The organism is Bacillus sp. 1A (assembly GCF_052682215.1).
In genome coordinates, this window is sequence record NZ_JBQYLZ010000001.1 from 4429979 (window position 1) to 4445945 (window position 15967).

The following is a 15967-nucleotide window of genomic DNA, read 5'->3' on the forward strand; positions in this document are numbered from 1 at the left end:
CCAATCAACATTATCCAGAAATTCATCAACTTCTGCTTCTGCAATTACAAGATCAATCTCTTCATCTGCTTTATTAATACGAATTACGGGAAGCAGGTTTAAGAGCCGTTTTCCCTGCTCGGAAAAAAATTAGCTACCTTCTTTTGCATAGCTTTCTCTACTTCTTCATGCTTTTCCCTAAATGCATTAATAGTAATTATGTTCTCCTGCTTATCATCTGTAGCTTTTGCAATTGGTTCCGGTGGAGCAGGTTCGGTTGTACCATCAAAGAATTTATCCCCTCCTGGTACAGGTTCATAACCTACTACTTTACGGGACTCATTCAGTTTTAATATTCCACCTTCATAACTGTCTTTTGCATACTTCAAATCTGCTTCACGATCATCCGTATCGATTTCATTTAATTTGAAATGCCAATCTAAACCGCCTAGTATTTCAGCAAATACACGGAACAATTGATTATTTAATCGATGCTCTAAGATTTCTTGTCCAGGTTCTATGATAGAACGCTTGTACATCTCATTCATTTCTTTAGCAGTTGTTTGCCCTAATGAACCTGTCATAGCCCAACCAATACGATAAGGCGGTACACGATGGGCCACACATATCTCCATTGCGCTATCCTGCTTATACAAACGGAAACTTCCTTCTTTTACATCAGGGCTGACTTTTTCCAATCTCGCTTTTGCTCCTGGTGGAACGGGAACTACAGCTAACTTATGATGTTCACCCTTTGTTTCTGCAGAGAAGAATGCTTTTAATTCATTTTCCGTTCCCTCATCTATTTCATCGATTCCCTCTATAAATAACAGAGCGTCCGGAATAGTCTTACCAGTAAAGAAGTTAATATTGTAATCTCTTACTGCTTGAGAACCAACTATCGAGCCGATAGAACTAACGTAATTAGGTATCCCATAATAAGAAGAACGAGAACCGAATTTACGAATAACAATTACTTCTCCGGCTTTTTCTGTTCCATCTTCTGCAATATCCTCTGCATTTAATCTCTTACCATCAGCAAGACGAAACTCATCAGGATAACCGAACTTTTTAAACCATCGTTCTTTGTTACTTACGATTTGAGCAAAGCGAACTTTATCTTTATGAGCACGAACCGTATGTGCTGGAATGTGGTATAGTTCAGACGGTTCACCTTTGTTATTACGAACAACTTCAATAATTCCCCAGCCAACTGTCTCATAATCATCCCATACGGCTCTAATGATTTCTGCGCACGTCATTTCTGGATTACAATTACGCATGAATTCTTTTAATCTTTTATACTGCTCCTGGCTCGCTGCTTCTTTTACTTCTTCAAAAGGGGCAAAGTCAAAACCAACACCAGCAATATCATCGACTTTTGCGCTAATACAAGCAGAATGAATAGGATTACTTTCCTTTATATCCAATAGCACTGCCATTTCATAAGGAGGTTTAATTAATCCTTTATCACTGTATGATTGAGCGAATGGATCAACCGCCATTTGCTTGCTGTTGTCTTCCCTATTCTTTGGATCATCTGCTGCTTTATTAATACCAAATACTTTTACATTCTTTATGGTTTTCTTGTTGCTCATATCGTTTGTATGTCCTCCTTTCTTCTATTAAGGGTAGCGTCAGGAAAATGCGGATTTACAACGTTAAGGAAATTTCAATATTAAAAAGCCTAATTTCTCAGCATAAAAATGAAAAATTAGGCTTTTCATTGCTCCATTAAAGCGCCCTATTGTGGTATTAGTGCTCTTACAATGTAGTAATAATCGGTCCTTCCTTGGTAAGGATAATCGTATGTTCGTATTGAGCCACAAAGCTTTCATCGGTTAGGCAGGTCCATCCATCTTCGGATTGGAAAACTTCCTCTTCAAATGTAGAGATCATAGGCTCAAAGGCAATTACCATACCATCCTTTAAAATTTCGTCATCCCAGTGAGAGAAGTAATTGAAAATGTGTTTTGGTTCTTCATGAATCGAACGTCCAACACCGTGTCCAGTAAGATTTTTTATGACTGTTAAGCCATGCTGTTTTGCTACATTGTGTGCAGCTTTTCCGAGCGCGCTTTTTTTCGAACCTGGCTTTGCCTTCTTAAGTCCAGCATCGAATGCTTCTTTAGCAACGTCACATATTTTCTGTAAAATTGTCTCTCCTTCCCCTACTACAAAGGAAATTCCGGTATCTGCAAAATATCCGTTTTTTGAACCTGAAACATCAATATTTACAATGTCCCCTTCTTGAATGATCCGTCTCCCCGGAATCCCATGCGCTACTTCTTCATTTATGCTAATGCACGTATATCCAGGAAAATCGTATTCACTTTTTGGGGCAGATTGAGCTCCTGCTTTTTCAAACATCTCTCTCGCAATTTCATCGAGTTCTTTTGTGGTAATTCCAGGTTTCGTACTATGGACTAATTCATCTCGAATCGCACCACAAATTTCACCAATTACTTTTAATCCATTAAAATCCTCTTCAGTCTTTGCAACCATTGTATATCCTCCCTTTTTAAAGTATTTTATGATTAGTATACCATTTAGTTTCTAGCAGGAACGGGGTTTTCTTCAACAATCTGGCCCTTTAATGGAGGAAGAAAACACTATTTGTTCTTTTCCGATAGCTTTCTATAAAATGAGGCTCTGGATACATTTGTAATTTCATAAATTTAACGTTGTTAAAAACAGAGGAATCGTCTTGAAAATGGGCTTAGCGTTGTAAATACGCATTTTCCTGACGCTACCCCTATTAATAGAGAGCAAAAGAAATAGCCGAACAATTAATGTTCGACTACACTCTTTTAATCTTTCCACCCATAACTACTTTTGGTTTATAGAAGGCTAGAACTACTGCATCTGCTCTATCGGGCGATTGCAATCCGCGTTTTTTCATTTCCTCTTTTCGTTCTAATGCAATCTTACCTCTACTTGTTATTCTGTATTTACGGCTAGAAAATTGAGAAATCATTTTCTCATCGTTTGGAATCTCCATTGTAGATTCTTCACCTTGTATAAAGGCTTTTATATTTTCTTCAAGTAAATCTCTAACAATAGCCCAACCTTCTGTCCCTGCATTATCATAATGTTCATCATCAAGCGGCTTTCCGTTATTTACAACTGGATATACTTTGAATGGTAATCGTTCAGATTTAATAACTTCTCTCAATCTGTCTGTAACGCCACCACCAACACCACTATCATCGACTTTTATATCAACCCTTCTTAGCTGCTTGTACTTCACCATGTATTCTTTAGCTAATTTCAATACATGACCAGCAGTTTGCATTGTATCTTGTTTATAATGAGTTAATAATTTGAAGACTTTATTTCCAATCCTTGGAGCAATTACAGTTTCATCATCACCAAATCGGGCAACGTCAACACCTAAGTCAAGTGTTTCACCAGTTGGCTCTACTTTACTAGATGCTCCTTGCTCTGCAATTTCTAATGGAATAAAGGCGTCTGCTTCTGCCTTAGGAAATTCGCCAAGTACACGTACACGCCAAACATCTGAACCCTCACCATATTTCTTTTTCAATACTTCTATATTATCTTTACTGGTTCGAAGGCTATCTAAGCTAGAAACTTTATGTATTTTATATAAATCTCTGTCACAATTATGAGAATCATAAAATACACCGCTTGTTTTTGTTGGGTTTCCGCATAAAAACAATTTATTTTCTGCACCAGATAAAGTACCGAGTATGGCTTCCATAATAGGATCTGCTATACCAGAAGCTTCATCACATACAAATAACATATAGTCTTCGTGAAAACCTTGCATATTCTCCGGCTTAGTTGCTGTTCTAGCAGTAGCAAACCAACGTTCCTCGCTACCAATCATGTATACTCGTGTTTTAGTCCATTTAAGAAGATTTTTAACTGCACTTCCTTCTAACCATTTAGCTATTTCGGCCCAAAGTACAGTAAATAACTGTTCTTTTGTAGGAGCTGTACAAATAACTTTTGGATTCGGCCTACAGCAAAGGAACCAAATAACAACAACTGACTCAAGACCTGTTTTACCAACGCCTTGACCAGAACGAACCGAAACTTTTGGACTTTGTGCCAAATCCATAAGAACTTTGCTCTGCCATTCATCAGGATAAAAACCGAGCATATCTTCAGCAAACGCGACTGGATCATCCCAATAAACATCAATGATCTCCATAAATTCATTAAAAGCTGTATTACTCATTAGCTTCAGCTTCCCTTTGCTTTCGTCTGCGTTCTGCTATCTTCATAAGTGATTCTTTCCAGTCTTCTGAATTCTGATTAGTATCACCATCGATTTTAATAGCAGCGATTTCTTTCTTGAGTTTCTCAATGCGTAGTTTTTGTTCCTCTGTATTAGCTAACCTATCGTATTTTTCAATAAGAGTTACTAACGTTGACATTGCTTTCGATTGAGCATTTAAGAAACTAGCTTGTTTATCCCAAGCAAATTGAATTTCCCACTCTTCCTCATAACCACTTTCGGTAAGTTTATTTTTCCGTAGTTCCTTTGTCATGTCTTCGTTGTCTCTAACGAACATAATACGTTGAGCATGAATGATTTGAGTATACTGCAGCATAATACTTTCCCATATAATTGCTAAAGGATCATTATTAATTGCTTCTATTAATTCTTCCTTTAAATCAAATATTTCTTGCGGTAAGTACTTTCTATATAAACCATGAGTAGCAGCATTACCATTACGTAGCGGAGCAGAACCCCCGGAATTACCGACGGCGTTTTTATTGCCCTTTTTAGCTCCACCACGATTGTTTATAGCATTCTTATTACCTTTGGGTGCTCCTGGTTTCTTTTTGGAGTACTCCGCATCTTTCTTTGGAGTACTCCGTTCATTTTTATGGAGTACTCCATTTAATTTGTCTATCCATCCATCTTTAGATTTCCATCCACCAACCGTTTTTTCACTTACAGTTTTTTCGGATGTAGACAACAATTCGGCAATTTTACGATTAGTAATATCACCATTATGTTCTTTAAATATTTCATAAGCTTTGTTACGGTCTGGACTTCGTTGTCTGGCCATAATTACATAACACCTGCCCCCTTATCCAATTTCTTGCACTTCCTTCTCTAAACACTCAATGCATATATGAGAATTATCCGTATTTGCTTCACGGATATATGTTTTATCAAAATGAGTAATAGTTAATGGCATTTTTAATGTCCACATGCAAGGCTCATTACAAACAGAGCATGTAGGAACGTTTAAAGTTTCTTCTTCCATTTACACCACCTCACGGTAAACCCTAATTAATTATTGTAATTCCTAATATTAAGATGTGAAATAACATTATCTTAGATGCGCTCAAGATAGATCGGAATAAGAAAAAGGAATCCTTAGGGGTTCCTTTTTTCTATACAAAATAAAAAAGCAGCGGATTCGCTACTTTTACTGTTTTTTATTTATAAACTGAAATCTTCTAATGATTTATCCATCTCATCTTGTTGGATTCCTATATACCGTAATGTGATCGATGGAGCAGAATGATTAAAGATTGTTTGTAGCATTACTACATCTTTTGTCTTCTGATAATAATGATATCCAAAAGTTTTTCTAAGAGTATGCGTTCCAATTTCATCAAGCCCTACTTTTTCAGCAGCAGCGTTCATAATTCGATAAGCTTGAATTCTTGTGATCGGTTTTCCTGTCTTCTTAGAAGCAAATAAGCAATCTGTTTCGTTCATTCCACTTACATACTCATTTATTTTTTCTCTTAACGCTGTATTGATAATGAAACGTTTCTCTTTTCCGGTCTTCTGTTCTTTAATAACAATGTGAGTTCTTTCTTTCACATCATTTACATGTAACTTTAATAAGTCACTAATTCTTAGACCTGTATTGATTCCCATTTCAAATAAAAACAAATCACGATAAGATTGGCGACGTAAAACCTCTTTCACTTCTTCTAATTTTTTCTTATCTCGAATTGGTTGCACAAACTTCATTCCTTACCCCTCCATACATTATGTTACATTAGATGCATCTTTATTATACGATATGTTACATAAAATATGGTAGTTATTTTTACAAATAGACAAAAACGTTGATATAGCAGCATTTTTCTTCTTAAATCTAATGTAACAAAATATATGATGTGTTACATTAAATAGCATTTTCAATATTTTCCATTATATGGGTTGAGTTGAGTTTGTTTTGTTAACTACCATTATTTTTATCCATTTGTGGAGAATGCTTCTTCAACTCGTATATAGAATTGTAAGGCAAAAAACGAGAGGGCGAAAAATTATGAAACTAAAAATCAAAACACCAAACGGATTTAAATTAAAACTTTGCATCTTCCCAGAATTAATTAGCACTATTGGATTATTAGTTCTATATCTCCACCTAGCAGGGCTCATTTGAGCCTTGTTTATTCTCGTTCGTTGTGTTTGTTTATTTTGTTAGACCTTAAATCGAATTACAACTACATTCTTCGTATTTAATAAGTATAAATTTAGAAAACCCATAAACAAAAAAAGAGTGCTGTGAAGAAACGCACTCATTCAAAGGACTTTACCAATCTCGACGATTATCGCTATCACAGTCACGATCATGATTACGTCTGCGACGGCATTCATCACAATCGCAGTCACGGTCACGTCTACAACGACGGTCATCACAATCTCTATGTCTGCGTCTACAAAACATTAAATCATCCCAAAATCTATTACAATCTCTGCAATGTCTGAAATTACAATTACATCCCATAAATATGATTACCTCCTCTCAACTCTAGGATTCATCATATTCTATGCTAAAAAACAAAAACAGCTTGTTTACTAGTCTATATTTTGCATTTTAGAATAATAATATTCGTATTTAATCTTCAAATTGCAAGTCTATTTCACCACTTATCATCCCTTAACAACAAACAAGACGCCACCCAGATCACGGCAGCGCCTACGATAATTGCTATTGGTTTAATCATTATTCCGCTAATAATCCTAACTCATGTTGAATCCCTGAGAACGAATAGCCATATACAAATCCAACAATACGAATACCTGGAGCTACATACTCTGCACCTTCATTTACAGCTTCATTAAAACACCGCTCTAATCCATCTAATGTTAAATCCATTATTCATCCTCCTCCAAAATAAAAAGCACCCGAATGGATGCTTTTTTCATTAAGTATTAATTTGCACTTTAACTACGGTAAATGAAGTTTTATCCTTCTTCCAGCTACCTAATGATGCTGCACTAATCTGCACCAACATTATTAAGTAGCCGGAAGAAGAGCAAAAGCTCTCCCTAATAACGGTATCATTCAATCACTACCATCTGCTGGTTTCGGATTTTATGTGCCATCATTACGAACCGTTTAGAATTTTAAAAACAACATAATGAGTTGTGTTTCCCGCCACTTCCCACAATACAAATATAACACGTTAATTCCAAAATAACCGGCACATTTCCTGCCAAAAAGCGGTCACGACTCTGCCAACTTTTTCATAGTTCAAATTTTTCCACTGCATCTGTTAATTCCACTGATACACCGAATATACTTTTTTTCATTTCTGTCATTTTCTTTTTTATAATCCACTGTGGATAATTCAATTCTTCTAGAATATTTCTAAAATAAGTTGGATTCAGCTTTAACACATCAGGATTTCTTCCAGTATTCCTTTTGTATCTAATTATTACTTCTAATAGTTCTTCATTTAACATGAATCACAATTACCTCCCCCTTACATTTTATATTTATGTATATACACCATTTGATACCTTGATACTGCCACTTACCCATATCTTATATTGTGTGTAACTGAGTCTATCACTGAATCCCTTGCTATCAGTGATTTCATTTAACTTTCTCTTTTGAGTTACACAGTACGAAATTTATGAGTAACTGTATAGGGATACGACCAGCATTTTTCAAAATAACCTACGCTATGCGGAAAAATAAAATGAACTGCCCATGTGGACAGCTTATTTACATAATTATCGTTATTAGAAGTTGTATGGATTTCTCTTCATTTACAGGATTTGATACTGTTTGTTAAAACAGGTAATCCTAATTTCTCGGTCTTAGAATTAGATGGGCGTACTTGAATCTGTACCCCTTTCATTTCTGCTGTAATAATGTCAATTCTCCCCACCCAAGTAGGACCACCATCTTCTTCAGAAGGATAGAGTTTGAATCGCCAACTAATTTTCTCTGGAATGAAGGCAAAACCTTCGTATGTATCATAATTACCCAGAGTGTTTGGGTCAGGTAGGTGTACACCTAGAATGCTTATGTTTGTTCGTGGAAAACTCTCTGTTAATTTCACCTTATAGACCAAAGCAACCCCTTTGGCATTTTTGTCTGCTTTATTGAGTGGATTTAGTATAACACTACATGGTAGAGATGCAGATGCATGTGCTTGATAAGGGCTTAAAACAATGGTCATACACATTACTAATATCACGATAAATTGTCTCATAAGTTCCTCCAAAGGCTTTTTAGGTTATTTTGCCTTTACAGAATTTTAATTATGACTAAATCATTCATGACAAGTAGGCTGTATATCATATTTATTTAAAGTTGACATAACGTCCTACTATTAGCAATCGTATATTCGTTAAAAGCTTTTTTGGATAATTACGATCTTATTGGGAACATTAATTTTTATGGAGGTGATTGTAATGAATAATAACAAACAACCAAACAAAACTTCTGTAGGAACAAACGCTGCATCTGCATCTGCATCTAACAAATTTGGAACGGAATTTGCTAGTGAAACAGATGTACAAGCAGTAAAACAACAAAACGCTCAAGCAGAAGCTAAAAAGAACCAACAGTCTAGCCAACAATAAAGTTAACAAACAAAGGATATTTTCCATAATCATGGGAAATATCCTTTGAGCAAACTATCCCAGACGCGATAAGGCATCATTCATGAAACCCAATTACGTAATAGAAAAAGACTACTTCTTTTAACTGGGAAAAGGTAGTCTTTTCTATTTTTAAGCTGTATATGGTATACAATTTTAGTTAACATAACGTCCTATTATCGGTAGCAATGAAAAAGGGAAACCGTACTCTCACCAAGGAACCTTCTTTTTTTGTTCTATGGATCTATGCATTTATATATATTCCTATCTTGGCGCGGTTTTAGGGGTCTTGTTTGTTATTGGATTAGCCGAAAAACTGTATAAAATTTCGCATGCTCGTAGCATAGGGGTTTTCAAAAATGCTGCGATATCCCTAGATTTAAAAAGAAATAAGCAATGATTAGATTTTAAACCTAGTCATTGCTTTATCCATTGCATCTTGGTTTACACCTATATAACGTAACGTGACCTTCTCTGACGAGTGATTGAATATCTCCATGAGTAATGCTATGTTTTTCGTTTGCATGTACATGTGATACCCATATGTTTTTCTTAACGTATGTGTCCCTATTTCATCTAACCCGAACTCTGCCGCTGCTCCGCTTAATATTTTATATGCCATGCTACGACCGATTGGACGATTTCTACCTTGTCTACTTTGTAATAAATACTCATTGTCTTCTCTTTCTTCAATAAACCATTTAAGTTCTCTTTTCAATGCTGCAGTAATTTGTATTCGTTTTTGTTTCCCTGTTTTCTTTTCTCTCATAGATATATGACTACCTTTGACATCCCCTACCTTCAATTTCAAAATATCTGAGATTCTCAAGCCTGTATTAATTCCCATGATGAAGAGAATGTAATTACGTAAGCTCTTTTCCTTAAAATAATCTTTTAACTGCTGTATTTGCTCTGGATCACGTATCGGTTGAACAAAATTCATTATTCATTACCTCCCGTTTCTTCTGTCTCGTAAACTTCTAATCCAAGTGCAAAAGCAAGTTTATAAAACGCTTTAGACTTCCAACGTCGATAAGTGCGCTCTGACATCCCTATTTCGTTATAAACCATGTAATCACATACGTCCTCTTCTTCTAAATAACGTTTATAAATAATATCCCTTTGAATACTTCCTGCACGTCCGTTTCCTAATCGAGTTAGAAACTGATTAATACGTAATGACATTCTCTCAAGCCACTCTTCTCGTTTACTTTGTTGAATATTTGCTATAGCAACATCTTCTAATGGTTTTCCAACTGTATGTGTAGGACCATGCTCACGTACTTCATAAGAAGGAGTGACTTTCATTTCTTTACGCATCATCCCAAATTGTCTATGTATACGTACGCTTTCCAACACACCTTCTAATTCCTCCTGTGTTGCTGCTCTATCTATTTTTGGTAAGAAAGATAATTGTTTAGTCATGTAAGACCACTCCTTTTTATTTTTAAATTACTTTTGTCTTAATGCTCCACGTCTACGTTCATAACGCGGTCCACGAATTCCCATTAAATCTTCAATTTCACGAGTGCTTAATTTCTCTTTTTGTTTTTTCTTGTTTTTCTTTTTCACTTGTTTTGATTGCTTTTTCCACTCACGTAACTGATCCTTTAGCACCTTCATTTCCCCATCTCCCTTTCCAAAATAAAAAGGACACCTATTCTTAAAACAGCTTTAATTGCTGCTTTAATGAATTGGTGTCCTCTAGTTTTCTAGCCGGACTGTATTCTATTTTCATTTATTTGATAATACCAGCCTGCACAAAGATGTTTCTCCAAGCTTTGTTAACATGGTATTTATCAACGGATATCGCACGACGAGCGATAGCTTTTCTTATTTTCTTTTTCTTTGCATTTGCCATTCCTCTCATCCCTTTCATGCAAACGTCTCACATTTCCATTTTGGAGCGTTTTACTCCTTTTGCTACCTATTACATTCAAAAATAATCTAAACGTGAATTGTACCTATTTTATAAATTCCTTTTCCCACAAAAGGATTATTTTGTTTAAATCTAACTTAAACTTTAGTTAATAAATGTAATTATCTTGTAAAAAACTTAACTACATTAACATCTCATACAGCTAGTTATTACGTTATAATATACGTAAATTCGTCTATGCACGAATACCCTATGACTGGCTAGGAGAAATCCTAGCCTTTTCTTTTGCAAAAGACCTTCTATCCCCTTGAATAAAACTCAATATTCCATCCATACTATAGATAACCCATCTTTAATGTGCTGTAACCAGTTAAATCTTATTTAAGACTGAGCAGTTAGCTTTTGCTAGCTGCTCTTTTTATGTTTTACACGAATAAAATTCTAAATATTTCCCGATACTATGGAAGAATTTAAAAGGTGGTTTTAAATTCTTCCCACTCTAGCTCTCTTGGTCGAGAGGCGAGCAGTTAGCTTTTGCTAGCTGCTCTTTTATTTCGTTCCTGCTCTTGCTTCCTAAAGAATTCTATAACTGCGTTTTCCCAATAAGTACACATTATCCATCCCCCCTTGAATAAATCCATAAACCTTGTCCATACTATAAATACACTTGAGTTCTGAACTTCCTTCTTAACGTTTTTTTCGGAGAGCAGTTAGCTTTTGCTAGCTGCTCTTTTGTAGCGGTTATTTAAATAGGAGCATATAAAATTGAAATTAACGTTTAAGATATTAAAAATGATTTTCTTCTTAATTGGGTTTTCTCTTTTAATCGGAATAGTTGCAACTGCTATTTACCTAGACTTTATTAAGTAATTCAATTTTTCATTTCCTTGAATAAAATCCAATATTCCGGTAACACTAAGTACAACCTACTTTTTCCCCAAAGTAGTTCCTTTTAGGAGTGCTTGTGAGAGCAGTTAGCTTTTGCTAGCTGCTTTTTTAAGTTTGTCCGAATAAAATTCTAAATTCTGTCCAATACTATAAATGGGCTGATACAGCTTGAATTCACAGTGACCTCTGTAATTTTCTTTTCTCCTTTCTCCGAGGGCTGAGCAGTTAGCTTTTGCTAGCTGCTCTTTTATATTGAACTAATAATAAAATTTCATTCTATTTTTCCTTTCTAAAACATATAAATTTAACCTCAGAATTCAGCTCAAAAAGTTACCTCCTATCGTATGAGCGCCCTATAAGGGTGCTCTTTTTTATATTCACGACACAAGAAAAGTATTTTATGCATATCTTATAAAGGGTGAATTCACACCTCATACTTTCTCCTGAAATTCTTGGTCAAAGAGCATCTACACATGGTGCTCTTTTTCCTTTCCTATAAAATGAAATTTTTATACCAATCCTCACCAAGTGTTATAGCAATTATGTCGCCTCTTGTCTTCTTCTTTTAGCCAATTCATTTTAATATAGCTATATCCTATAACTTACCTTCTAATAAATTTATTTTAGAAGATTAAAAACACATGTTTATTGCCCATTCCTCAAACAACCCATACCCGCATAAATTATTAAGTATCTAAAATCCATAATTGATAATTATTTTAATCAAAAGAGAGGAGTGTTAATATGGACATCAACAATCAACAATCTTTTACCCCTATTGATTATTATCGAGAGCCTCAGCAAGCCTTATATCCACAATCACATAACCTTCAACAACAAACTCTTACTATAATAACTCCAGCTGTTAGTCATGGGTTACGAGAAGCCCAGCACCTTGGCTATCAACATGCATTAACAGAAGCTGTTGCCTTAGGATACTTGATGGGAAGAGGTTACAATTATAATGCCGCTTGGAAAACCGTTGAGTCTTGGTGGAGACCGCCAGGGACTCAACTTCCTACGCCGTATTAAAGTTATTAATAAAGCCTTTAATTTGAAGAGCACTATATAGTGGTGCTCTTTTGAGTACGGAGAATTTCTACAAAATGAAGTTTTTGTTTAGTTTTTAATTAACTCTGGATTTTCGTAAATATTTCCAACAACAACAGGATTCAGCGTTCTTATGAATAAGTTGTCTAAAATACAATTCACTAAGTGATCATTATGGGTCCAAACACTTTTGAATGATGCCTCATCATAAACAATTGTGCTTACAATGCCATCCTCCGACTTGATAATATCCCCTTCATAAATCTCCTTACCGTTCTTATCTTTCAAACCTGTGTATTGCATTAATTCGCATTCATCACCTAATGCTCGACCGATACCACCTGCACCTTCTTCGGGCAACTCATCTCGCCATGCCATAGGACGCCATCTATCCCATTTAGCGAAATTTTCACCTTGTGTTATTTCAACTTGGGTAGGAGTGAACATAAATTGTTTTTCTTTATCCCACGCACGAAACTTAATTTCTCTCATTTTTATTCTCCTTTTCTAATAAAATAGCGTTTTTATAAAAAACTTTGCACCCTTAAATCAGACAAGCATATATTATTGTATGGGGCACTCCAGTCCATAAGTTCAAACCTTTTAGTCTAGGAGCACACTTATATGTGTGCTCTTTTTTTATTTACTTTCAAATAACGATTTTGTTTAAAAATTGCACAGCCATAAAAAACATACATACAATATCATGTTTACCTTTTTTCTATATGAATCTTGGTCATAGAGCGCCTTACAAAGCGCTCTTTTTTATTTTTGTTACATAAACCTAGAATTTTGGCCCATACTATACTCAACCATGAGATTCTGTACTCCTTAAATTCATGGGTGTAAATTTCTCAATGCAGTTAGCTTTTGCTAACTGCTCTTTTGTATTGAGTTAAAAATAAGTTTTAGGTCTTATTCCTTTTCTACAACATATACTTTTAACCTAACCGTCCAGCTCAAAGTGTTACCTCCTATCTTAAAGAGCACTTATGCATGGTGCTCTTTTTTATTTTATTTTTTTCATTTCTGCATAACGTTTTCAACCCTGTTCATACTATTTTTTGTAACTTAAAGTTACAAACTATTTCTGTAAGCGCAGCGTTTCTTTTGTACAACAAGCAGTTAGTTTTGTTAACTAGCTGCTTTGTTGTGTAAAAGAAAGATTTTGTTTTAAAACTGCACCTATCTAAAAAACATACATATAATATCTTGGGTATCCTTTTTCCATATTAGTTTTGGTCAGAGAACACTGTCAAAAGTGCTCTTTTAATGTATTGCAATGTATCACGTTTTACATACAATAAACGTAGAATGCAACGAGCATGCAAGACAAAGTTTTTAGATAATCGTGTACATTTTTTGTACGCGATTTTTTTATTAAATAAGAATTCTGTTTGAATTTCATCAACCTTATTGATTCCTTTGCATACATTATTATCAAAAAGAATTTCACAGGTTTCTCTGGTCCAGTTACCTTGAATTCCTTGCACACCTTGTGGGAATAACCCGTTTTAAATAGCGGGTTATTTTATTACGTTTCCTAACTTACAGTAATGTCCTTGATAAAACATTCATATATATTTTTAACGGATGCACTTTGAAATCCCTAGAGTATCAAATACTTTTAAGATTTGACTGAACAACACTATTCGGCTAAATTTTACAAACTTATTAAAAATAACATAGATACACAAAAGAGCTACGTTTTATATAGGATAAAAAAATTATCTTACGCAAAGGAGTTTGATTATTTGTGAATTACCAAAATGATAACAACTCTAAAATTCACAAGCCTTGCACTTGTCCATCACCCACGGCTAACAGTTTAAATGTTGTTCAAACTACCCCAACAATAGTTTCTGTAAATTCTGCGATCCCACTAGATACCGTGGTAAATTCTAATGGAACCGCAATCTCATTCACACCACCAACAACTGTTTTACTTGAAGGTGGAAGAACCTATTTGGCAATCTATGAAGTGCAAGTTATTATTCAACCAGGAGGTAATTCGGCAGGTATCACTATGTATCTGAATAATAATCCAATCATTGGCTCAGGTACTTCTCTAGGATATACTGCAGGATTCACTTCTGTATCAGCACCCGCAATTTTCACTACACCTTCAGGTATAACAAGTACTCTTACTGTTAATGTAGGACCATATTCTAATACATTAAATACGTTGGGCTTAACTCTTGCTGTTGTAGCATTAACATAATAAAATCTAATACTCTCTAAAATGATTTTCTTTGTCCTTTAACTGTGGTTTTTGAGCTAGCCTCTAGGAACTCAACATAAATACATATAGAAAAAGAACATTATTTGGATCGATAGTACTGGGTGACTCGGCTGGCACACTTGCTGAGTCACCTATTTTCCTATAATAAAATAACGCTTTTATGAAAATTCCATTGTCTAATTCCTCACTTGTCCATTTCGCTTTTCTCTATCCCTGCATTTACTATTAGTAATACTAACTATTCAGAGGTGAAAATATAATGGACGAGTTTTTATCTTCTGCTGCAATAAATCCTAATTTAGTTGGACCTACTTTACCACCTGTTCCACCATTCACACTACCAACTGGACCGACTGGGCCGACTGGGCCGACTGGACTGACTGGGCCGACTGGACCGACTGGGCCGACTGGACTGACTGGGCCGACTGGACCGACTGGGCCGACTGGGCCGACTGGGCCGACTGGGCCGACTGGGCCGACTGGGCCGACTGGGCCGACTGGACCGACTGGGCCGACTGGGCCGACTGGATCACTATCAGTAGCTTACGGAACTTTTTGGCAAACGGAATTCATTACAGTCCCTTTCGAATCCCCTTTTTCTTTTAATCAGGCTGACCCTATGGTAGGGGGAATTTCCCTGTTAAATCCAACCACAATTAATATCACACAAGCTGGGGATTATCGAATTTCTTTCATTTCCTCAATTAACTTGACTGTAGCCCTTTCATTCCCTTATTCGCCTACCATTTCTATACTATTAAATAACAGTCTGATTCCAAATTTCAAAGCTACTTTCGGTCTTTCAATACTAGATCCAGAGGATGTAGATTGCGCTCAACTCATTGGGGACACTATTTTATCAGTCCCAGCCAACTCAACACTTCAACTTATAAATAATAGCTTTTTAGACGAAACAGACATTCGTACATGCGATAATGGAATAAATGCTTTAGAATTAAACATTATCAAATTAAACTAGTACAAGTACAACTTTAAAACTAGGTGCTATTATGGCATCTAGTTTTCAGTTTCCAATGAAATTTTTATACAAAGAATACACAAAAAATCAAAAATAAATTCATAA

The 15967-nt window shown here is 35.4% G+C and carries 19 protein-coding genes; 4 read left to right on the forward strand and 15 right to left on the reverse strand.

What is annotated here, in order from left to right:
* Positions 1 to 98 precede the first annotated feature (98 nt).
* The 10 genes from ACUN0F_RS22650 to ACUN0F_RS22695 form a co-directional block, all read right to left on the reverse strand.
* Positions 99 to 1577 carry a phage portal protein gene (locus tag ACUN0F_RS22650; protein ID WP_131933066.1) on the reverse strand — a complete coding sequence of 493 codons (1479 nt, stop codon included), beginning with the start codon at positions 1575 to 1577 and terminating at the stop codon, positions 99 to 101.
* Positions 1578 to 1743: 166 nt separating this feature from the next.
* Positions 1744 to 2484 carry a type I methionyl aminopeptidase gene (gene map, locus ACUN0F_RS22655; protein WP_131933065.1) on the reverse strand — a complete coding sequence of 247 codons (741 nt, stop codon included), beginning with the start codon at positions 2482 to 2484 and terminating at the stop codon, positions 1744 to 1746.
* Positions 2485 to 2779: 295 nt separating this feature from the next.
* On the reverse strand, positions 2780 to 4186 hold the full coding sequence (locus tag ACUN0F_RS22660) for a DEAD/DEAH box helicase family protein (protein ID WP_445540202.1): 1407 nt from the start codon (positions 4184 to 4186) through the stop codon (positions 2780 to 2782).
* Positions 4179 to 5027: a phage terminase small subunit gene (terS, locus tag ACUN0F_RS22665; RefSeq protein WP_131933063.1), complete on the reverse strand. Its 849-nt coding sequence runs from the start codon at positions 5025 to 5027 to the stop codon at positions 4179 to 4181. The genes ACUN0F_RS22660 and terS overlap by 8 nt, the downstream gene beginning before the upstream one ends.
* A 21-nt stretch (positions 5028 to 5048) precedes the next feature.
* Entirely contained in the window at positions 5049 to 5228 is a 180-nt protein-coding gene (locus ACUN0F_RS22670; protein ID WP_131933062.1) for a hypothetical protein, read from the reverse strand.
* Positions 5229 to 5407: 179 nt separating this feature from the next.
* Positions 5408 to 5950, reverse strand: a complete 543-nt coding sequence (locus ACUN0F_RS22675; RefSeq protein ID WP_131933061.1) for a site-specific integrase — start codon at positions 5948 to 5950, stop codon at positions 5408 to 5410.
* 568 nt (positions 5951 to 6518) lie between these two features.
* On the reverse strand, positions 6519 to 6713 hold the full coding sequence (locus ACUN0F_RS22680; RefSeq protein WP_088609069.1) for a hypothetical protein: 195 nt from the start codon (positions 6711 to 6713) through the stop codon (positions 6519 to 6521).
* Between the two features lie 219 nt (positions 6714 to 6932).
* Positions 6933 to 7085, reverse strand: a complete 153-nt coding sequence (locus ACUN0F_RS22685) for a hypothetical protein (RefSeq protein WP_165915417.1) — start codon at positions 7083 to 7085, stop codon at positions 6933 to 6935.
* A 371-nt stretch (positions 7086 to 7456) separates the two neighbouring features.
* On the reverse strand, positions 7457 to 7675 hold the full coding sequence (locus ACUN0F_RS22690; protein WP_000930974.1) for a hypothetical protein: 219 nt from the start codon (positions 7673 to 7675) through the stop codon (positions 7457 to 7459).
* A 305-nt stretch (positions 7676 to 7980) separates the two neighbouring features.
* Positions 7981 to 8433 carry a hypothetical protein gene (locus ACUN0F_RS22695; RefSeq protein WP_088609068.1) on the reverse strand — a complete coding sequence of 151 codons (453 nt, stop codon included), beginning with the start codon at positions 8431 to 8433 and terminating at the stop codon, positions 7981 to 7983.
* A gap of 202 nt (positions 8434 to 8635) precedes the next feature.
* Between ACUN0F_RS22695 and ACUN0F_RS22700 the strand changes: the two genes are divergently transcribed.
* Positions 8636 to 8806 (forward strand): gamma-type small acid-soluble spore protein, encoded by a 171-nt coding sequence (locus ACUN0F_RS22700; RefSeq protein WP_243707048.1) that lies wholly within the window; start codon positions 8636 to 8638, stop codon positions 8804 to 8806.
* 418 nt (positions 8807 to 9224) lie between these two features.
* On the opposite strand, the gene ACUN0F_RS22705 is transcribed toward ACUN0F_RS22700, so the two are convergent.
* The 4 genes from ACUN0F_RS22705 to ACUN0F_RS22720 all read right to left on the reverse strand — a co-directional run bounded on the left by ACUN0F_RS22705 (position 9225) and on the right by ACUN0F_RS22720 (position 10685).
* Positions 9225 to 9767: a site-specific integrase gene (locus ACUN0F_RS22705; protein WP_001012146.1), complete on the reverse strand. Its 543-nt coding sequence runs from the start codon at positions 9765 to 9767 to the stop codon at positions 9225 to 9227.
* Positions 9767 to 10249, reverse strand: a complete 483-nt coding sequence (locus ACUN0F_RS22710) for an ArpU family phage packaging/lysis transcriptional regulator (RefSeq protein ID WP_445540203.1) — start codon at positions 10247 to 10249, stop codon at positions 9767 to 9769. Before ACUN0F_RS22710 ends, ACUN0F_RS22705 begins: the two co-directional genes overlap by 1 nt.
* Before the next feature lie 27 nt (positions 10250 to 10276).
* Positions 10277 to 10447, reverse strand: a complete 171-nt coding sequence (locus ACUN0F_RS22715; protein ID WP_002135978.1) for a hypothetical protein — start codon at positions 10445 to 10447, stop codon at positions 10277 to 10279.
* A gap of 115 nt (positions 10448 to 10562) precedes the next feature.
* The gene (locus ACUN0F_RS22720; protein ID WP_445540204.1) at positions 10563 to 10685 is read right to left on the reverse strand and encodes a DUF3983 domain-containing protein; all 123 of its coding nucleotides are present in this window, start codon (positions 10683 to 10685) and stop codon (positions 10563 to 10565) included.
* Positions 10686 to 12335: 1650 nt separating this feature from the next.
* Between ACUN0F_RS22720 and ACUN0F_RS22725 the strand changes: the two genes are divergently transcribed.
* Complete coding sequence (locus tag ACUN0F_RS22725; RefSeq protein ID WP_445540205.1) at positions 12336 to 12623, forward strand: hypothetical protein; 288 nt, start codon at positions 12336 to 12338, stop codon at positions 12621 to 12623.
* A gap of 87 nt (positions 12624 to 12710) precedes the next feature.
* Here the strand turns inward: ACUN0F_RS22725 and ACUN0F_RS22730 are convergent, their stop codons facing one another.
* Positions 12711 to 13133, reverse strand: coding sequence for a YopX family protein (locus ACUN0F_RS22730; protein ID WP_445540206.1), 423 nt, complete (start codon positions 13131 to 13133; stop codon positions 12711 to 12713).
* A gap of 1264 nt (positions 13134 to 14397) precedes the next feature.
* On the opposite strand from ACUN0F_RS22730, the gene ACUN0F_RS22735 reads away from it, so the two are divergent.
* On the forward strand, positions 14398 to 14862 hold the full coding sequence (locus ACUN0F_RS22735; protein WP_109140198.1) for a hypothetical protein: 465 nt from the start codon (positions 14398 to 14400) through the stop codon (positions 14860 to 14862).
* Between the two features lie 280 nt (positions 14863 to 15142).
* Positions 15143 to 15862: an exosporium leader peptide-containing protein gene (locus ACUN0F_RS22740; protein WP_445540207.1), complete on the forward strand. Its 720-nt coding sequence runs from the start codon at positions 15143 to 15145 to the stop codon at positions 15860 to 15862.
* The last annotated feature ends 105 nt before the right edge of the window (positions 15863 to 15967 follow it).

What these genes read in the sequence shown, in the direction of transcription:
- ACUN0F_RS22650 (WP_131933066.1), bottom strand. Translation starts at nt 1,577, where the DNA reads ATGAGCAACAAGAAAACCATAAAGAATGTAAAAGTATTTGGTATTAAT.
- map (WP_131933065.1), bottom strand. Translation starts at nt 2,484, where the DNA reads ATGGTTGCAAAGACTGAAGAGGATTTTAATGGATTAAAAGTAATTGGT.
- ACUN0F_RS22660 (WP_445540202.1), bottom strand. Translation starts at nt 4,186, where the DNA reads ATGAGTAATACAGCTTTTAATGAATTTATGGAGATCATTGATGTTTAT.
- terS (WP_131933063.1), bottom strand. Translation starts at nt 5,027, where the DNA reads ATGGCCAGACAACGAAGTCCAGACCGTAACAAAGCTTATGAAATATTT.
- ACUN0F_RS22670 (WP_131933062.1), bottom strand. Translation starts at nt 5,228, where the DNA reads ATGGAAGAAGAAACTTTAAACGTTCCTACATGCTCTGTTTGTAATGAG.
- ACUN0F_RS22675 (WP_131933061.1), bottom strand. Translation starts at nt 5,950, where the DNA reads ATGAAGTTTGTGCAACCAATTCGAGATAAGAAAAAATTAGAAGAAGTG.
- ACUN0F_RS22680 (WP_088609069.1), bottom strand. Translation starts at nt 6,713, where the DNA reads ATGGGATGTAATTGTAATTTCAGACATTGCAGAGATTGTAATAGATTT.
- ACUN0F_RS22685 (WP_165915417.1), bottom strand. Translation starts at nt 7,085, where the DNA reads ATGGATTTAACATTAGATGGATTAGAGCGGTGTTTTAATGAAGCTGTA.
- ACUN0F_RS22690 (WP_000930974.1), bottom strand. Translation starts at nt 7,675, where the DNA reads ATGTTAAATGAAGAACTATTAGAAGTAATAATTAGATACAAAAGGAAT.
- ACUN0F_RS22695 (WP_088609068.1), bottom strand. Translation starts at nt 8,433, where the DNA reads ATGAGACAATTTATCGTGATATTAGTAATGTGTATGACCATTGTTTTA.
- ACUN0F_RS22700 (WP_243707048.1), top strand. Translation starts at nt 8,636, where the DNA reads ATGAATAATAACAAACAACCAAACAAAACTTCTGTAGGAACAAACGCT.
- ACUN0F_RS22705 (WP_001012146.1), bottom strand. Translation starts at nt 9,767, where the DNA reads ATGAATTTTGTTCAACCGATACGTGATCCAGAGCAAATACAGCAGTTA.
- ACUN0F_RS22710 (WP_445540203.1), bottom strand. Translation starts at nt 10,249, where the DNA reads ATGACTAAACAATTATCTTTCTTACCAAAAATAGATAGAGCAGCAACA.
- ACUN0F_RS22715 (WP_002135978.1), bottom strand. Translation starts at nt 10,447, where the DNA reads ATGAAGGTGCTAAAGGATCAGTTACGTGAGTGGAAAAAGCAATCAAAA.
- ACUN0F_RS22720 (WP_445540204.1), bottom strand. Translation starts at nt 10,685, where the DNA reads ATGGCAAATGCAAAGAAAAAGAAAATAAGAAAAGCTATCGCTCGTCGT.
- ACUN0F_RS22725 (WP_445540205.1), top strand. Translation starts at nt 12,336, where the DNA reads ATGGACATCAACAATCAACAATCTTTTACCCCTATTGATTATTATCGA.
- ACUN0F_RS22730 (WP_445540206.1), bottom strand. Translation starts at nt 13,133, where the DNA reads ATGAGAGAAATTAAGTTTCGTGCGTGGGATAAAGAAAAACAATTTATG.
- ACUN0F_RS22740 (WP_445540207.1), top strand. Translation starts at nt 15,143, where the DNA reads ATGGACGAGTTTTTATCTTCTGCTGCAATAAATCCTAATTTAGTTGGA.